Genomic DNA, 16,169 nt, shown 5'->3' with positions numbered 1-16,169 from the left:
GATGAGATATCTCATGCGAAAGCAATAAGACCCCTTGAAGACGACGAGGTAGATAGGGCAGAGGTGGAAGTGCAGTAATGTATGGAGCTGACTGTCACTAATAGGTCGAAGGCTTGACCAAAAAGCTTAAGAGCGGCTGGACGGAGACGGCTGTGAAGGAGGAATGCTTGCATTCCGGGGCACAGGCGGATTCAGGACAGACATTTGCGGAGCAAAAGGCATGAGGAAGAAGCGAAGCGGATTCCGAATGACCGCGAATAAGCGTCAGCAGGTTTGGGAAACACGGATGAAAAGTATTTACCGTATGCGGTTTTGAAGGTACAAAAGATAACAGTTTTACTAAAGATAATAAAAGTAGAAATGAAATTGAAGACCAGCCTGTCATGACGGCTGGTCTTTTTGAGGTTAATCCGAACAGGAGAGAAAAATGAAAGTATTATATGGAAAGAACCTGGAAAAGGATTTCGTGAAAATACAACAAAAATCAGGAAAAAGAATTGCGGAAATAACGTTAGGAGATCAGATCCTCATACACAAATATTTTTTTCGCACATCATATATTGCATATCAGGATATTCGGAGAATGTATATGAGAGTGGCAGGAGGAGAATTCGGCGAATTTCCTATTGATGAATACAGCATCATGATAGATGATAAAAAAGGTAATGAGCATGCATTGCATGTGGATCGACCGGAATATATACGGGAAATTCTGAAATGGATAGAAACTTATCAGAAAGAAATACAGATTGGAAAGGAGAAAGATAAGTGAAGAATATAAAAAAAGTACTTCTGGTGATAATTCTGCTTGTTATGACGATAACTGTAGGAATCCATAAAGATCAATTTTATATTGAAAAAGAATACAGTGCCTCAAATACGATGCCATTAGATGAAAATGGAGAAAAAGTTAGTCCGGCAGAAATCTCACTGATTGGAAATCAGGAAATCAGACAGGATTTTATAGCGAGAGAATCGGAGATTACGAAAGTAATGATTGATTTCAAGGCATGGGAACAGAAAAATGGAGCTGGAACCATAGAGGTAGATCTGGAAGATCAGACTGGCAATGTATTAGCTTCTGCAAAAAAAGATGTAAAAAAACTGAAACAGTCAAAAACATCTGTGACCACAACCTTTGCATTAAATGTAGAAGTGGAGAAGAACCAGACATACAGCCTTGTGATAAAAAGCATAGATGTAGAAAGTAAAAAGGGTGTTTACCTGTATGAAATGCAGGAAAAGGGAAAACTGTTTGGTGATCTTACAGTAAATGATGAAAGTGCAGATGGGCGTATCAAACTGCAAATTGGAATGATGCATTTTGCAGCTAACAGTATGTATATGATGTATGCAATATTATTGATTGCGATAATTCTGGTATGTCTGCCATTACAGGACTGGAAATTAAAATTACCTGGAAAAGAGGAAAAGACACTGGACATGAATAAGGTATTGTCCCGCATTCTTTTTCTGGCCTCTGTGCCAATGTCGTTTTTCATCGTACAGAGATATTCAGGATATGGAATTGGAAGTTTCATTCATCTCTCTTTTAGATTAAAAGGAATCACCAATTACCTGCTTTATGGTCTGATCTGGTGGTTGATTTATCTGATCTGTAATCGTACCAAATATACAGCAGTGCTGTTGACTGGACTGTCATCTATCGCAGGACTTGCCAATTATTTTGTGTGGGAATTTAGGGGAATTCCGGTAATGGCTGCAGATCTGGCATCCTATGGAACTGCAATGGATGTGGCGTCGCATTATTCTTATGAACTGAATCTGTCGGCATTGTGGGCACTGGTATATACGACAGCTTTTATTTGTGTTACCTTAAGCCTTCGAAGCTACAAAGGTCTGAAGTGGAAACAGAGAATATGCTCATTGATTGGATTCTGTATCCCATACAGTGTATTTTATACCCAGCTTTTGCATGGGGATCTGATGAAAAAACATGGTATTACCGTAAGCGTCTGGGAACCGTCCAGAAACTATGCAAGCAATGGATCCCTGTTATCCTTTTTTCTGAGCTATACGTATTACGTAGTAGATGAACCTAAAAATTATTCTGCCGGTAAAGTAGAAGAACTGGTACAGGATTATAAGTCAGATTCTGCGTCAGAAACATCAGATACAGTAAAACCGAATATTATTGCAATTATGAATGAAGCTTATTCGGACTTGAATGTCGACGGCAATCTGGAGACATCGGAAGATTACATGCCATTTGTACACGGGCTGACAGAAGATACTGTAAAAGGTGATCTATATGTTTCAGTATTTGCAGGTAATACAGCCAATACAGAGTTTGAATTTCTGACAGGATGCTCTATGGCATTTTTACCATTTCGGTCCATTCCGTATGATACCTATATTAAAGATAACTTCCCGTCACTGACACATAATCTGATATCAGACGGGTATACTGGAAATGAAGCAGTACACTTACTTACCAAGAATGCATGGAACAGAGATGTGGTCTATCCACTTCTGGGATTCCAGGATTTTATCGGAGTATCAGATGTTGATAATGTGGATGTGGAGTATATTCGTAACTTTGTATCAGATCAGACGGATTTTGATGTACTGATTTCCAGATATGAGGAAAGCAGAAAAACATCAGAAGATCCCTTTTACATTTTCAATGTAACAATTCAGAATCACGGTGGATACTCGGCATCCCAGGGTCTGATTGATACACCGATTAAGATTACCGGTGATGCACAGAAGGATGAAGCAGCAGAACAGTATATCAATCTGATCAAAAAGACAGACGATGCATTTAAAAATCTGGTGGAATATTTCCAGAAAGTAGATGAACCAACGGTTATCGTCATGTTTGGGGATCATCAGCCGTCGTTGTCCACATCTTTTTATGAAAGCCTGATTGGAAAGAAATCAGACAAGTTCACGCTGGAAGATACGAAGAATAAATATACGGTTCCGTACATTATCTGGGCTAATTATGATATTCAGGAAGAAGAAGTGGATATGAGTGCCAATTATCTGTCAGCCTATCTGATGAAAGTGATCGGAGGAAAGATGACAGGATATCAGAAGTATCTGATGGATCTCTATGAGCAGGTACCGATGATCACGGCCAATGCTTATCAGGGAGCAGACGGAGAGCTGCATGAACTGGATGACAAATCTCAGTATAGTGACCTGATTCAGGAATATCAGATGATACAATACAATAATCTGTTTGATTCAAAGAACAGACTGGAAGAATTTTATTACCTTGCGCAATAGAAATACATATTTTGCACACTTTCTGGAATACTAATAAAAAGGAGGTGGCAAAATGGATAATCGTGGTTTGGACTATACAGCATTGATTATCAGTGTGATTGGAACACTGAACTGGGGACTGATTGGATTGTTCAAATTCAATCTGGTATCCTGGATCTTCGGTGATATGTCTTGGATCACCAGAATCATTTATGTAGTAGTAGGAATCTGCGGCTTGTATTTACTCTCTTTTATCGGAAGAACAGGAAGTGATTCAAGAACAGAATAGAAAAATGGCGGCTGGAGAAGATATCTGGCCGCCATTTTTTATGTGCGGCAGCAGAGTGCGGAATACATCACAGGTTTGACGAAAGGGGTACGATCGTGTACAATTGATGCAAAGGATGGAAAAAAGAATGATAGAAAAATCAGAAAATTTAATTTTAGGCATACTGGCACACGTAGATGCAGGAAAAACCACTATGGCAGAAGGCTTGCTTTATTACAGTGGCACCATCAGAAAGCCAGGCCGGGTGGATCATAAAGATACATATCTGGATACCTTTGAGATGGAGCGTGCAAGAGGAATTACCATATTTTCCAAACAGGCGAGATTCACGTGGAAAAACCAAAGATATACGCTGCTCGATACACCTGGACATGTGGATTTCTCAGCAGAGATGGAACGGACACTTCAGGTATTAGATTATGCCATACTGGTGATCAGTGCGCCGGACGGAGTACAGGGGCATGATATTACCCTGTGGAATCTTCTGAGGCAATATAGGATACCGGTATTTTTGTTTGTAAATAAAATGGACATGCCTGGCATGAAAAAAGAAAAAGTTCTGGAGAATCTACATAAGTATCTGGATGACCGCTGTATCGATTTTTCCAAAACATATAATCGAAAAGAAGAGATCTGCGATGAACTGGCAATGTGCAATGAGGAACTGATGCAGCAATATCTGGAGCATCAGGAGGTAGAGCTGAAAACAGTGAAAAAAGCAATACGTAACCGTGAAGTGTTCCCGTGTTATTTTGGATCGGCGCTGCGCCTTGAAGGGGTAGAAGAATTCATGAATGGATTACACGGTCTGGTGCAGTTACCGAAATACGGAGAAGAATTTGGTGCCAGAGTATATAAGATCTCAAGAGATTCACAGGGAAACCGTTTGACACATATGAAAATAACAGGTGGAAAATTACGGGTAAAAGGGATTCTGGAAAGCAGCCAGAAAGATGGCGGGAAAGAAAAAGCAGATCAGATCCGGCTGTATTCCGGTACATCGCATGAACTGGCAGAAGTGGTTGCAGCAGGAGAGATCTGTGCAGTTACCGGACTGCAGGACAGTCAGGCAGGAATGGGGTACGGGGCGGAGCCGGAAGGCGGGGAACCAATGCTGGAGCCGGTATTATCCTACCAAATCTGTCTGCCGAAAGGATGCGATGCCCATGGCATATTTTTGAAGTTATGTCAGTTGGAGGAAGAGGAACCGCAGCTTCATATTGTGTGGGATGAACATACGCAGGAGATCTCTGCCAAAGTAATGGGAGAAGTGCAGATCGAAGTACTGAAGAAGCTGATACATGACAGATATGATCTGGATATTGAATTTGGAGCAGGCAGTATCACTTATAAAGAAACCATAGCAGAACCAGTGGAAGGCGTTGGACACTTTGAGCCACTTCGCCACTATGCGGAAGTACATCTGCTGATGCAGCCACTGGAGAGGGGAAGTGGTCTTCACTTTTCTGCACAGTGCAGCGAAGATGTTCTGGACCGGAACTGGCAGAGACTAATATTGACACATCTAGAAGAAAAGAAGTATCTGGGAGTTTTGACAGGATCTGAGATAACGGATATGCAGATCACGCTGATTGCTGGAAAAGCGCATCAGAAGCATACAGAAGGCGGAGACTTCCGGCAGGCAACCTATCGGGCAGTAAGACAGGGACTGAAGATGGCAAAGAGTATACTTCTGGAACCGGTCTATCAGTTCCGACTGGAGATACCGGCAGAAAATGTGGGACGTGCTATGTCAGATCTGACCAGAATGAACGGAGAGTTCCAGCCGCCTCAGACAGATGGGGAGACAGCAATCCTGACGGGCAGTGCACCGGTATCGCTCATGAGAGATTACCAGAAGGAAGTTATAGCCTATTCCAGAGGCCGGGGACATTTGTTCTGTACACTGAAAGGATATGAAGTCTGTCATAATCAGGAAGAGGTGGTCAGCCAGATGGCATACGATGCAGAGGCAGATCTGGAGAATCCTACAGGATCCATATTTTGTGCCCATGGAGCGGGATTCGTGGTACCATGGAATGAAGTCTATGATTATATGCATCTGGACGGAATTCTGGCAAAAAAGACAGCAGAAGAATCAGAAGAAGAGCCGGCAAGAAGGACATCGGCAGTTTATGCCACATCCCGTGGCTGGGGAGATGACAGTGAACTGGAAGAGATCTTTAACCGTACTTATGGCAATGGCAATGGAGAGCGTTCCGGCTGGAGAAGACGCAGAACAGAGGAACGTGGCGTCAGAATGGTTACAGCTCCGGGCAGCAGCATACAGAAAAAAACAGAGGAAAAAGAATACTTGTTAGTGGACGGATACAATATTATTTTTGCTATTCCACAGTTAAAAGAATTGGCAGAAATCAATATCGACAGTGCCAGAAGCAAACTGATGGATCTGCTTTGCAATTATCAGGGGTATAAGAAAAATACATTGATTCTGGTGTATGATGCCTATAAGGTGGAAGGGGGCATTGGATCAGTAGAAAAGTATCATAATATTCATGTGGTTTATACAAAAGAAGCAGAGACAGCGGATCAGTATATTGAAAAAACAGTGCATGAAATAGGCAAAAAATATCATGTAACGGTGGCAACTTCAGATGCACTGGAGCAGAAAATCATCTGGGGCGCGGGAGCATCCAGGATGTCGGCGAATGGTCTGTGGGAAGAACTGGAACTGGTGCGAAAAGAAATACAGGAACAATATCTGGAACAAACAAATGGATCTGGTCGCAAACTGTTTCAGGATTTGAATCCGGAATTTGCAGAATATCTGGAAGAAATCCGCTTAGGAAAAAAAACATGTGAGGAGAAACACAATGAAAAAAATGAAATTTAACTGTGATTATATGGAAGGAGTACATCCACAGATTCTGAAACGTCTGGTTGAGACGAATCTGGAGCAGACTGCAGGATACGGAAATGATCCTTACTGCGCCAGCGCTAAGAAGAAAATTCTGGAAGCCTGTGAATGTCCTGACGGAGAAGTACATTTCCTGGTAGGAGGAACACAGACGAATGCAACGGTGATAGCAGCACTCCTTCATTCCTATGACGGAGTAATTGCAGCAGAGACGGGGCATGTGAATGTACATGAGGCAGGTGCAATTGAGTATACCGGACATAAAGTATTGACATTACCTCAGAAAGATGGGAAAATTAATGCAGAATCAGTCGGCAGTTATTTAAAATGGTTTTATTCAGATGAGAATCATGAGCATATGGTTCAGCCAGGAATGGTGTATCTGACCCATCCGACAGAGTATGGAACGCTGTATACAGCCAGAGAACTGGAAGAGATCCACAAAGTCTGCCAGGAATACCAGATTCCGCTGTTTGTGGATGGAGCAAGACTGGGATATGGTCTGGCAGCAGAAGACACAGATGTGACACTTCCGGTACTTGCCAGAAGCTGTGATGTATTTTATATAGGCGGAACCAAAGTAGGAGCATTCTGCGGAGAAGCGGTAGTAATACCGAAGAAGGGTCTGATTCCAAAGTTTTTCACCACAATTAAGCAGCATGGAGCGCTGCTGGCAAAAGGAAGACTGATCGGTATACAATTTGATACATTGTTTACAGATCATCTGTATCTGGATATTTCCAGACATGCGATTGTCAAGGCAGAAAAACTGAAGAAAGCATTGGTGGAAAAGGGATATACTCTGTATCTGGATTCACCGACGAACCAGCAGTTTGTACTGATGGAGAACAGGAAGAAGAATGAATTGCTGGAGAAAGTGGACTTTGATTTCTTTGAGAATTACGACGATACCCATACAGTCATGAGATTTGTGACCAGTTGGGCAACCAGAGAAGAAGACCTAGACCGGCTGATTGAGATTCTGTAAAATCATAATGTACGGGAGGAACAAACATGATTCAGGAGATTTTGGACTACAATAAGAAGTTTGTAGAGAACAAAGAATACGAACGTTACCGGGCAGGAAAGTATCCTGAGAAGAAGCTGGCAATCTTATCCTGCATGGATACCAGATTGACTGAACTGCTTCCGGCGGCTCTGGGAATCAAGGACGGAGATGCTAAGATTATCAAAAATGCAGGTGCAGTGATTACGCATCCATTTGGAAGTGTGGTAAGGAGTCTCCTGGTTGCCATCGTAGAGCTTGGAGTAGAAGATGTCATGGTCATTGGCCACACAGACTGCGGTGTACAGCATATTGATTCCGATATGATTCTCGGACATTTGAAGGAGCGTGGAATTAACATGGAGAGCGTAGAGATGCTCAAATATGCCGGAGTAGATTTTGAAAAATGGCTTTGCGGTTTCAATACCATTCGTGAATCTGTAGAAGATACCGTTAAGATCTTAAAAGAACATCCATTGATTCCAAAGGATGTGGGAATCACCGGATATATCATGGATACTAAGACTGGGGAACTGTATCCGGTCTGTTAGATGTTTGAATGAATAGATACGAGGGTTGTGTCACGGAGAAGTTCGTGACACAGCCCTCTTTTGCGTGAGCAACGACCAAAATGGAGTGAAGATGTCGAATTTTGTCGAATAAATACGATGAAAATTCCTTGCTAACTGGAACAATGGCTGACTATAATAAAAACATGACGAGAAAATGAAAGATTTTGGAGGATAGATTCTTGGAAAAATTAAATGTAGCCATTGCAGATGATAATGAAAGAATCGTACAGTTATTAGAGAATATTGTGAAGAGCGATAAGGAACTGGAAGTAGTAGGCAAGGCAGGAAACGGGGAAGAAATCGTCAATATCATAAAGCAGAAAGAACCGGATGTGGTACTTCTGGATATTGTAATGCCAAAGATGGACGGATTGAGTGTGATGGAAAAGATCAATGCAGACGGAGAGATCAAGAAGCGCCCGGCATTCATTGTCATTACGGCAATCGGACAGGAAAAGATCACAGAGAATGCCTTTGAACTTGGGGCAGATTATTATATATTGAAGCCATTTGATAATGATATGGTACTGAACCGGATCCGTCATGTAAAGCAGACCAGTGAGAAAAGTTTTGCAGAGGCAAAAAGGGTAAAGGCTTATGAGAGCAAGCGAGAGTATATGGAACGGAATCTGGAGACGGATGTGACGAATATCATTCATGAAATCGGTGTACCTGCCCACATCAAAGGCTATCAGTATCTGAGAGATTCAATTATGATGTCTGTAAATGACATGGAGATGCTCAATTCCATAACCAAGATCCTGTATCCGACCATCGCTAAAATGCATCAGACTACGCCCAGCCGTGTGGAGAGGGCAATCAGGCATGCCATTGAGGTGGCATGGAGCAGAGGTAAGATGGATACCATTGATGAACTGTTTGGCTATACAGTCAATGGAGGAAAAGGCAAGCCGACGAATTCAGAATTTATTGCATTAATAGCAGATAAAGTACGACTGGAATACAAGAACAGATAAGATGAACGTTTCCCATGAGGAGCAGTTGCTCTTTTTAATGAAAAGGGGTATACTGTATGAGAAGAAAACCAGTGGGAGGTTCATATGAAGAAGATATTATTTGTAGCTTCAGAAGGGGTACCGTTTATAAAGACCGGCGGGCTGGCAGACGTAGTGGGATCACTTCCAAAGTACCTGGATAAGAACCAGTTTGATGTAAGAGTTATTCTGCCCAAATATATGTGTATGAAGGAAGAATACAAAAAGCAGTTGAACTATATTACACATTTTTATATGGATCTGGGATGGAGAAGCCAGTATGTGGGTGTGCTGGAGACCATTTATGAGGGAATACATTTTTATTTCATAGATAACGAGTATTATTTTGCAGGCTTTAAGCCATATGGAAATATCTATGAAGACGTGGAGAAGTTCGCATTTTTCTCAAAGGCAGCATTATCTGTTCTTCCGGTTATCGAATTCCAGCCGGATATCATACACTGCCATGACTGGCAGACTGGTCTGGTACCGGTGTTTCTGAAGGACAAATTTCATGAGAATGACTTTTACGCCAACATGAAGAGCGTTATGACTATCCATAACCTGAAGTTCCAGGGGGTGTGGGATATGCAGTCTATTAAGAATATTACAGGTCTTGCAGATTACTATTTCACACCGGATAAATTGGAATTATATGGAGATGCCAATTATCTGAAGGGCGGTCTTGTATATGCAGATGCACTTACAACGGTAAGTCCGTCTTATGCAGAAGAGATCAAGACACCGTTTTATGGTGAAAATCTGGATGGTCTGATGAGAGCAAGAGCCCATGACCTGAGAGGGATTGTGAACGGGTTGGATTATAATGAATGGAATCCGCAGACAGACCGACTGATTTACCAGAATTACAGTGCAGGGCATTTCCAGGAGGAAAAGGCAAAGAATAAGGCAGAATTGCAGAAGCAGCTCGGCCTGCCACAGAAGAAAGATGCGTTTATGATAGGAATCGTATCCAGACTGACGGATCAGAAGGGCATGGACCTCATTGATTATATGATGGAAGAGATGTGCCAGCAAGATTATCAGATTGTGGTACTTGGAACCGGTGAAGAGAAATACGAGAATATGTTCCGGCATTTTGCATGGAAGTATCCAGAAAAGGTATCTGCGAATATTTATTACTCAGAAGATATTTCACACAAGATCTACGCAGCATGTGATGCGTTCCTGATGCCGTCACTATTTGAACCGTGTGGTCTCAGTCAGCTGATGAGTCTGCGTTACGGAACAGTACCGATTATAAGAGAGACCGGTGGACTGAAAGATACCGTAGAACCATATAATGAATATGAAGGAATCGGGACAGGATTCAGCTTTGCAAACTATAACGCACACGAGATGTTTGATACCATCCGGTACGCTCATTCTGTCTATGTAGACAAGAAGACTGAGTGGAACAAGATGGTTCAGAGAGGAATGCAGGCAGACTTTTCATGGAATGCATCTGCAGGAAAATATGCAGAACTGTATAATTGGTTATAGAAGACAGGAGAAAACAGAGGAACATATATGACAGGAAAAAAGAAAGCAAAGATCACCCTTTTCTTATTGATGACTATGCTGCTGGTACTTGGCACAACCGCAAGTGCCGGGTTTCGCAGAATGTCTAATGGAAAATACCGATATTATGTAACAGCGAATACGTATCTCAGGGGAAGAATGCATGGAAAAATTACTGTACCTGCAATAAAGAATCTGAGCTATGACGGTAAGAAATACACCTATGCGTTCGACCGCAATGGATATATGCTGATCGGCTGGCAGGTATTGTATACAAAAGATTCCAGGGGAAAATATGGCATCTGTTGTTATTACTTCAATAAAAATGGACAGATGTTCAAGAATACCGTGAAAAATGGCCACTATTTTCTGGGAAATGGTCGTCTGGTGAATGATTATGATAAGTACGGCAATTATTATGGAATGGATGGCGTACGGACGGCACAGCCAAAGTCATCAGCAGGTTTAGTGACGAATAAAAAAGGCACCAGATACCGGATCAGCAAAGGCAATTATGCTGTAAAGACCTGGATGTGCATCCGGGATAAAAAGACGAAAAAAGCCAACTGGTATTATTTCAAAAGTAATGGATATATGGCAAAGAATACCTATGTGGGAACCCATTATGTAGATAAGAATGGAAAATGGATTCCTTCGAAGGATAAGTAGAACCACAGGAACAATGATCCCGGCAGGAAGCAGCCGGGATCGTTGTTTTTCAAAAGTGAGACAGGTATTACGTCAGAGCAATGTTCAGACAGAACGGTGGATACGCTGTGTACACAAAAAGCAACATAAAAGCTGGCTGAGAAAAAGACCGCAGAAGTAACCGGTGATGCCAAAACGAGGTACAGCCAGTAGTACAGCCAGCAGACGCAGGATTAATCCAGACAGGTTATAAAAAAAGACGGAAGAACTCTGACCCAGCCCGTTCAGAATCGAAAAAAGAACCGGATTCAGATAGAGCAGAGGACAGATGAAAGCAAAGGACTGTACATAGAAGCCAGCCAGTGCATTCTGAAAAAGAATGGCTGTAGCAGTTCTTCCAAAGAACAGAAAAAACAGAGAAAACAGAATTCCTACAGCCAGGCAGGAACGACAGCTTTTCCGGATCAGTTTGCGCACACGTGAAGCTGACTGACTTGCCCTGGCAGCAGAGACAGAAGGAAGCAGCATGGTTGATAAAGAAGACGTAATTGCAGTGGGAAAGAGAACCATAGGCAGAGCCATTCCACTTAAAATACCATAAATGCTCAGAGCTTTTCCGGAACCATAGCCAGAGAGCTGCAAAGTAACCGGCAGCAGGCTGGCCTCACAGCTTTGCAGAATACACATGATAAAACGATTTCCGGAAAGAGGCAGAGCTTCTTTGCCAATTTCCCTGATATCATCGGTAAGAAAAACCATACTGGAAGAACGGACAGGATCTCCTGTCTTTTTTTGCAGATATGGAAAAATACTGTGAAAAAACAGTGCGGTAAAAGAAAAAAGTGCTGCAAAAGCTTCTTCTGCCACCAGAATGAAAACAGCCGTTAGCGGAGAAACTTCATGGTTAAGTGGAAAGAAATTCTGACACAGGAGGAAGAGCAGCAAGAAGCGGATTCCCTGTTCCAAAAGCTGGCGTATAGCTGGAATTCCGGTTTTCTGCATTCCAAAGTAATAACCGTCCACGCAGGCATGGAAGGAGCCAAATGGGATAGCGAAGGCCATAAGGCGTATAAGAGCTGCGGCTCTGTCTGTTTTTAGGCAGATAGAGGATAGCAGATGACAGAAGAAAAAAAGAAAGGCAGATACCGGAACGGACAGCAGGAGAGACAGCAGAATTCCTGCAAGCAGAATATGGCGTGCACCACGGTGGTCGTACAGGGCAAATCTGGCAGAGACCAGTCTGGATATGGAAGTCTGGATTCCGGAAACCGTGATACTGTAAGCAAGCATATAGAGGGGAAAGACAATCTGATAGAGACCAAGACCTTCGGCACCAATTGCCCTGGATAAGAATACTCTATAAAAGAAACCGATAAAACGGCTCAGAAGCCCGGAAAACGTCAGGATAAAGGTTCCTTTGACAAGTTTATTTTTCAGAAGCATGGGGATCCCTCAGAGATTGTATTTTTAGCAATATATTCCCGGCAAATGCTTGACAGAACAAAAAAGTGGTGTTATATTCATCAGTGATGAAACCCGAGTAATTTAGTGGGAATTAAAAAGCAAAAGAGGTGGCAGCATGAAACTATCCACAAAGGGAAGATATGGGCTGCGCGCGCTGATTGATCTGGCAATGCACTGTGATAAAGAGGCAGTATCCATCAGTTGTATCGCCATGCGTCAGGGGATTTCCGAAAGTTACCTGGAACAGCTCATGGGGAAGCTCAGAAAGGCAGGTTTGATCGTAAGTGTACGTGGTGCACAGGGCGGATACCGGCTTGCCAAGGATGCAGCAGAGATTTCGGTGGGAGATATTCTCCGTGCACTGGAAGGCAATCTGAATGCAGTAGAGTGTCCCGGCCTGCAGGAGAATAAGGGCTGTGAAGGTGCGGAACTCTGTGTAACCAAGTATGTATGGCAGAGGGTGAATGAGAGTATCACCCAGGCAGTCGATGAGATCAAACTGGATCAACTGGTAAAGGAAAGCAAAAAAGCGCAGAAGCTAAATGGCAATGCTACCATAAAATGTGAGAATTGAGGTAAGAATCATGAAGAAGATAATTTATCTGGATAATGCGGCAACAACTAAGACTGCACCGGAAGTCGTTGATGCAATGTTACCATATTTTACAGAATATTATGGAAATGCATCTACGATCTACGATCTGGGCAATCATTCCAAGAACGCAATGAATGAAGCTAGAGACATCATTGCAGATGCACTGGGAGCAAAAGGCGAAGAGATCTATTTTACAGCAGGCGGATCTGAGTCTGATAACTGGGCACTGAAAGCGACTGCTGAAGCATATAAGAGCAAGGGCAACCACATCATTACATCTAAGATTGAACATCATGCGATTCTTCATACCTGTGAATGGCTGGAGAAGCAGGGATTCGAAGTAACTTATGTAGATGTAGATGAGAACGGTGTCATCAAGCTGGATGAGCTGAAGAAGGCAATTCGTCCGACCACTATTTTGATTTCTGTTATGTTTGCAAATAACGAGATCGGAACCATTCAGCCAATCAAAGAGATCGGAGCAATTGCCAAGGAACATGGCATCTTATTCCATACCGATGCAGTTCAGGCATTTGGGCAGGTACCAATCAATGTAGATGAATGTCATATTGATATGTTAAGTGCCAGCGGACACAAGCTGAACGGACCAAAGGGTATCGGTTTCCTGTACATCCGTAAGGGCGTGAAGATCCGTTCCTTCGTACATGGTGGTGCGCAGGAGAGAAAGCGCCGTGCCGGTACAGAGAATATCCCTGGTATCGTAGGTCTTGGTGTTGCTACCAAGAGAGCTATTGCAACCATGCAGGAGAGAACCGCAAAAGAGATCGAACTGCGTGATTACATGATTGACCGTATTTTAAAGGAGATCCCATATACCAGATTGAATGGTCACCGTATCAAGCGCTTGCCGAACAATGCCAACTTCAGTTTCCAGTTTATCGAAGGCGAATCTATGCTGATTATGCTGGATATGGACGGCATATGTGGTTCCAGCGGATCTGCCTGCACATCAGGATCTCTGGATCCGTCTCATGTACTGCTGGCCATCGGACTGCCTCATGAGATTGCGCATGGTTCCTTAAGACTGACTTTAAGTGAAGAGATCACTAAAGAAGACATTGATTTTGTAATTGAGAAACTGACTAAGATTATCGAACGTCTCAGAAGCATGTCTCCGCTGTATGAAGATTTTGTGAAAAAATCAAAAGGCTGAGAAGCATGCACCGGGATACCGGAGTCGGAACAGAAATGAAATATACTGGAGGAATATAGAATGTACAGCGAAAAAGTTATGGATCATTTTCAGCATCCAAGAAATGTAGGAGAAATCGAAAATGCCAGCGGTGTAGGTACTGTTGGTAACGCAAAATGTGGAGATATCATGAGAATGTATCTGGATATCGATGATAACGGAATCATTCAGGACTGCAAATTCAAGACCTTTGGCTGTGGCGCAGCAGTAGCAACCAGCAGCATGGCAACAGAACTGGTAAAGGGAAAAACGATTCAGCAGGCGCTGGAAGTAACCAACAAAGCAGTTATGGAAGCCCTGGACGGACTGCCACCAGTAAAGGTACATTGTTCATTGCTGGCAGAGGAAGCAATTCATGCAGCACTCTGGGACTATGCTGAGAAACATCACATTAAGATCGAAGGACTCTCCAAACCAAAGAATGATATCAGTGAAGGCGAAGAAGAGGACGAATACTAGGAATCGGTTATGAAAAAAGTAGTAGTTGGAATGTCAGGAGGAGTGGATTCCTCAGTTGCTGCCTATCTTTTGAAGCAGCAGGGATATGATGTGGTGGGTGTCACCATGCAGATCTGGCAGGATGAGGAAGAAACGGTGCAGCAGGAGAACGGTGGCTGCTGTGGACTCAGTGCTGTAGAAGATGCCAGAAGAGTGGCACATGATCTTGGTATCCCATATTATGTTATGAATTTCAAAGCTGAGTTTAGAGACAAAGTGATGGATTATTTCGCCGGAGAATATCTGTGTGGAAGAACACCGAATCCATGCATTGCCTGTAACCGTTATGTAAAATGGGAGTCTCTGTTGAAGCGAAGCTTGGATATCGGAGCAGATTATATTGCAACCGGTCATTACGCCAGAATCCGTCAGTTGGATAACGGGCGATATACCATATGTAATTCTGTGACAGCATCTAAGGATCAGACCTATGCACTGTATAATCTGACACAGGAGCAACTAAAGCGTACACTGATGCCAGTAGGAGAGTACTCCAAGGATGAGATTCGTAAGATTGCTTCTGATATCGGACTGCGTGTGGCTCACAAGCCGGACAGTCAGGATATCTGTTTTGTAAAGGATGGGGACTATGCTTCTTTTCTGGAAGAATATACCGGTAAAAAGGTACCAGAAGGTAATTTCGTGACCAGAGACGGAAAAGTTATCGGACGCCATAAGGGAATTACTCATTATACCATTGGTCAGAGACGTGGGCTGGAACTGCCTATGGGACACCGGGTATTTGTTACAGACCTGAGAACAGATACCAATGAAGTCGTGATTGGAGAGAATCAGGATCTGATGCATACTGTCCTGTATGCGGATCATATTAATTTTATGTCTGTAGCAGATATTGAAGGTGAAAAGCGCGTGATTGCCAAAATTCGTTATAATCACAAGGGAGCATCAGCTGTGATACGCAGAATCGGAGAAGATGAGCTAGAATGTGTCTTTGACGATCCACAGCGTGCCATGACACCGGGACAGGCAGTCGTCTTTTACGACGGTGAAAATGTACTGGGGGGTGGAACCATAAAAAGTTCAAGATAGAATCAAAGAGGGAAAGAGAATGCTGATACGGCAAATTTCTTTCCCATTTTTTATGTAGTGTGTCCAGCGAAGCTGAACCACACTAGCCGGTGTAAGTCCGGTCACGGTAATCGCCAGTGAGCCGTGTAGCTAAACTCGGTGCGTTGCAGTAATGCAGGGTACTAAGCGAGTGGATAAAGTAACCTCGGTAAGAGGGGCGAGCAATT

Annotated in this window: 14 protein-coding genes and 1 rRNA gene; 14 read left to right on the top strand and 1 reads right to left on the bottom strand. The window is 43.0% G+C overall.

The window, feature by feature from the left end:
- The 10 genes from H8716_RS16665 to H8716_RS16620 all read left to right on the top strand — a co-directional run.
- A 23S ribosomal RNA gene (locus H8716_RS16665) occupies positions 1–121 on the top strand; the annotation flags it as partial.
- Between the two features lie 306 nt (positions 122–427).
- Positions 428–772: a hypothetical protein gene (locus H8716_RS16660; protein ID WP_249310099.1), complete on the top strand. Its 345-nt coding sequence runs from the start codon at positions 428–430 to the stop codon at positions 770–772.
- On the top strand, positions 769–3,255 hold the full coding sequence (locus H8716_RS17790) for an LTA synthase family protein (RefSeq protein WP_249310098.1): 2,487 nt from the start codon (positions 769–771) through the stop codon (positions 3,253–3,255). The genes H8716_RS16660 and H8716_RS17790 overlap by 4 nt, the downstream gene beginning before the upstream one ends.
- A 52-nt stretch (positions 3,256–3,307) precedes the next feature.
- Entirely contained in the window at positions 3,308–3,523 is a 216-nt protein-coding gene (locus H8716_RS16650) for a DUF378 domain-containing protein (protein WP_249310096.1), read from the top strand.
- A gap of 127 nt (positions 3,524–3,650) precedes the next feature.
- Complete coding sequence (locus tag H8716_RS16645) at positions 3,651–6,377, top strand: translation factor GTPase family protein (protein ID WP_249310094.1); 2,727 nt, start codon at positions 3,651–3,653, stop codon at positions 6,375–6,377.
- Positions 6,358–7,389, top strand: a complete 1,032-nt coding sequence (locus tag H8716_RS16640) for a threonine aldolase family protein (protein ID WP_249310093.1) — start codon at positions 6,358–6,360, stop codon at positions 7,387–7,389. The genes H8716_RS16645 and H8716_RS16640 overlap by 20 nt, the downstream gene beginning before the upstream one ends.
- A 26-nt stretch (positions 7,390–7,415) precedes the next feature.
- Positions 7,416–7,958, top strand: a complete 543-nt coding sequence (locus H8716_RS16635; RefSeq protein ID WP_249310091.1) for a beta-class carbonic anhydrase — start codon at positions 7,416–7,418, stop codon at positions 7,956–7,958.
- Between the two features lie 200 nt (positions 7,959–8,158).
- Positions 8,159–8,956 carry a sporulation transcription factor Spo0A gene (gene spo0A / locus H8716_RS16630; protein ID WP_249310089.1) on the top strand — a complete coding sequence of 266 codons (798 nt, stop codon included), beginning with the start codon at positions 8,159–8,161 and terminating at the stop codon, positions 8,954–8,956.
- A gap of 84 nt (positions 8,957–9,040) precedes the next feature.
- The gene (gene glgA, locus H8716_RS16625; RefSeq protein ID WP_249310087.1) at positions 9,041–10,477 is read left to right on the top strand and encodes a glycogen synthase GlgA; all 1,437 of its coding nucleotides are present in this window, start codon (positions 9,041–9,043) and stop codon (positions 10,475–10,477) included.
- A 27-nt stretch (positions 10,478–10,504) separates the two neighbouring features.
- Entirely contained in the window at positions 10,505–11,164 is a 660-nt protein-coding gene (locus tag H8716_RS16620) for a hypothetical protein (protein ID WP_249310085.1), read from the top strand.
- A gap of 84 nt (positions 11,165–11,248) precedes the next feature.
- Here H8716_RS16620 and H8716_RS16615 read toward each other — a convergent pair whose 3' ends face one another.
- The gene (locus H8716_RS16615; RefSeq protein ID WP_249310084.1) at positions 11,249–12,586 is read right to left on the bottom strand and encodes an oligosaccharide flippase family protein; all 1,338 of its coding nucleotides are present in this window, start codon (positions 12,584–12,586) and stop codon (positions 11,249–11,251) included.
- A 136-nt stretch (positions 12,587–12,722) separates the two neighbouring features.
- On the opposite strand from H8716_RS16615, the gene H8716_RS16610 reads away from it, so the two are divergent.
- Genes H8716_RS16610 through mnmA form a run of 4 tightly spaced genes read left to right on the top strand, consistent with a single transcriptional unit; the run spans position 12,723 to position 15,963 of the window.
- Positions 12,723–13,181 (top strand): RrF2 family transcriptional regulator, encoded by a 459-nt coding sequence (locus tag H8716_RS16610; protein WP_249310083.1) that lies wholly within the window; start codon positions 12,723–12,725, stop codon positions 13,179–13,181.
- 10 nt (positions 13,182–13,191) lie between these two features.
- The gene (gene nifS, locus H8716_RS16605) at positions 13,192–14,376 is read left to right on the top strand and encodes a cysteine desulfurase NifS (RefSeq protein ID WP_249310081.1); all 1,185 of its coding nucleotides are present in this window, start codon (positions 13,192–13,194) and stop codon (positions 14,374–14,376) included.
- Positions 14,377–14,436: 60 nt separating this feature from the next.
- The gene (gene nifU, locus H8716_RS16600; protein ID WP_249310079.1) at positions 14,437–14,874 is read left to right on the top strand and encodes a Fe-S cluster assembly scaffold protein NifU; all 438 of its coding nucleotides are present in this window, start codon (positions 14,437–14,439) and stop codon (positions 14,872–14,874) included.
- A 9-nt stretch (positions 14,875–14,883) separates the two neighbouring features.
- Positions 14,884–15,963 carry a tRNA 2-thiouridine(34) synthase MnmA gene (mnmA, locus tag H8716_RS16595; RefSeq protein ID WP_249310077.1) on the top strand — a complete coding sequence of 360 codons (1,080 nt, stop codon included), beginning with the start codon at positions 14,884–14,886 and terminating at the stop codon, positions 15,961–15,963.
- Positions 15,964–16,169: the final 206 nt, after the last annotated feature.

This window comes from Jingyaoa shaoxingensis (genome assembly GCF_014385005.1).
Taxonomy (GTDB): domain Bacteria; phylum Bacillota; class Clostridia; order Lachnospirales; family Lachnospiraceae; genus Marvinbryantia; species Marvinbryantia shaoxingensis.
The sequence above is the reverse complement of the archived record's forward strand: the minus strand, read 5'-3'. Positions and strand labels throughout refer to the sequence as shown.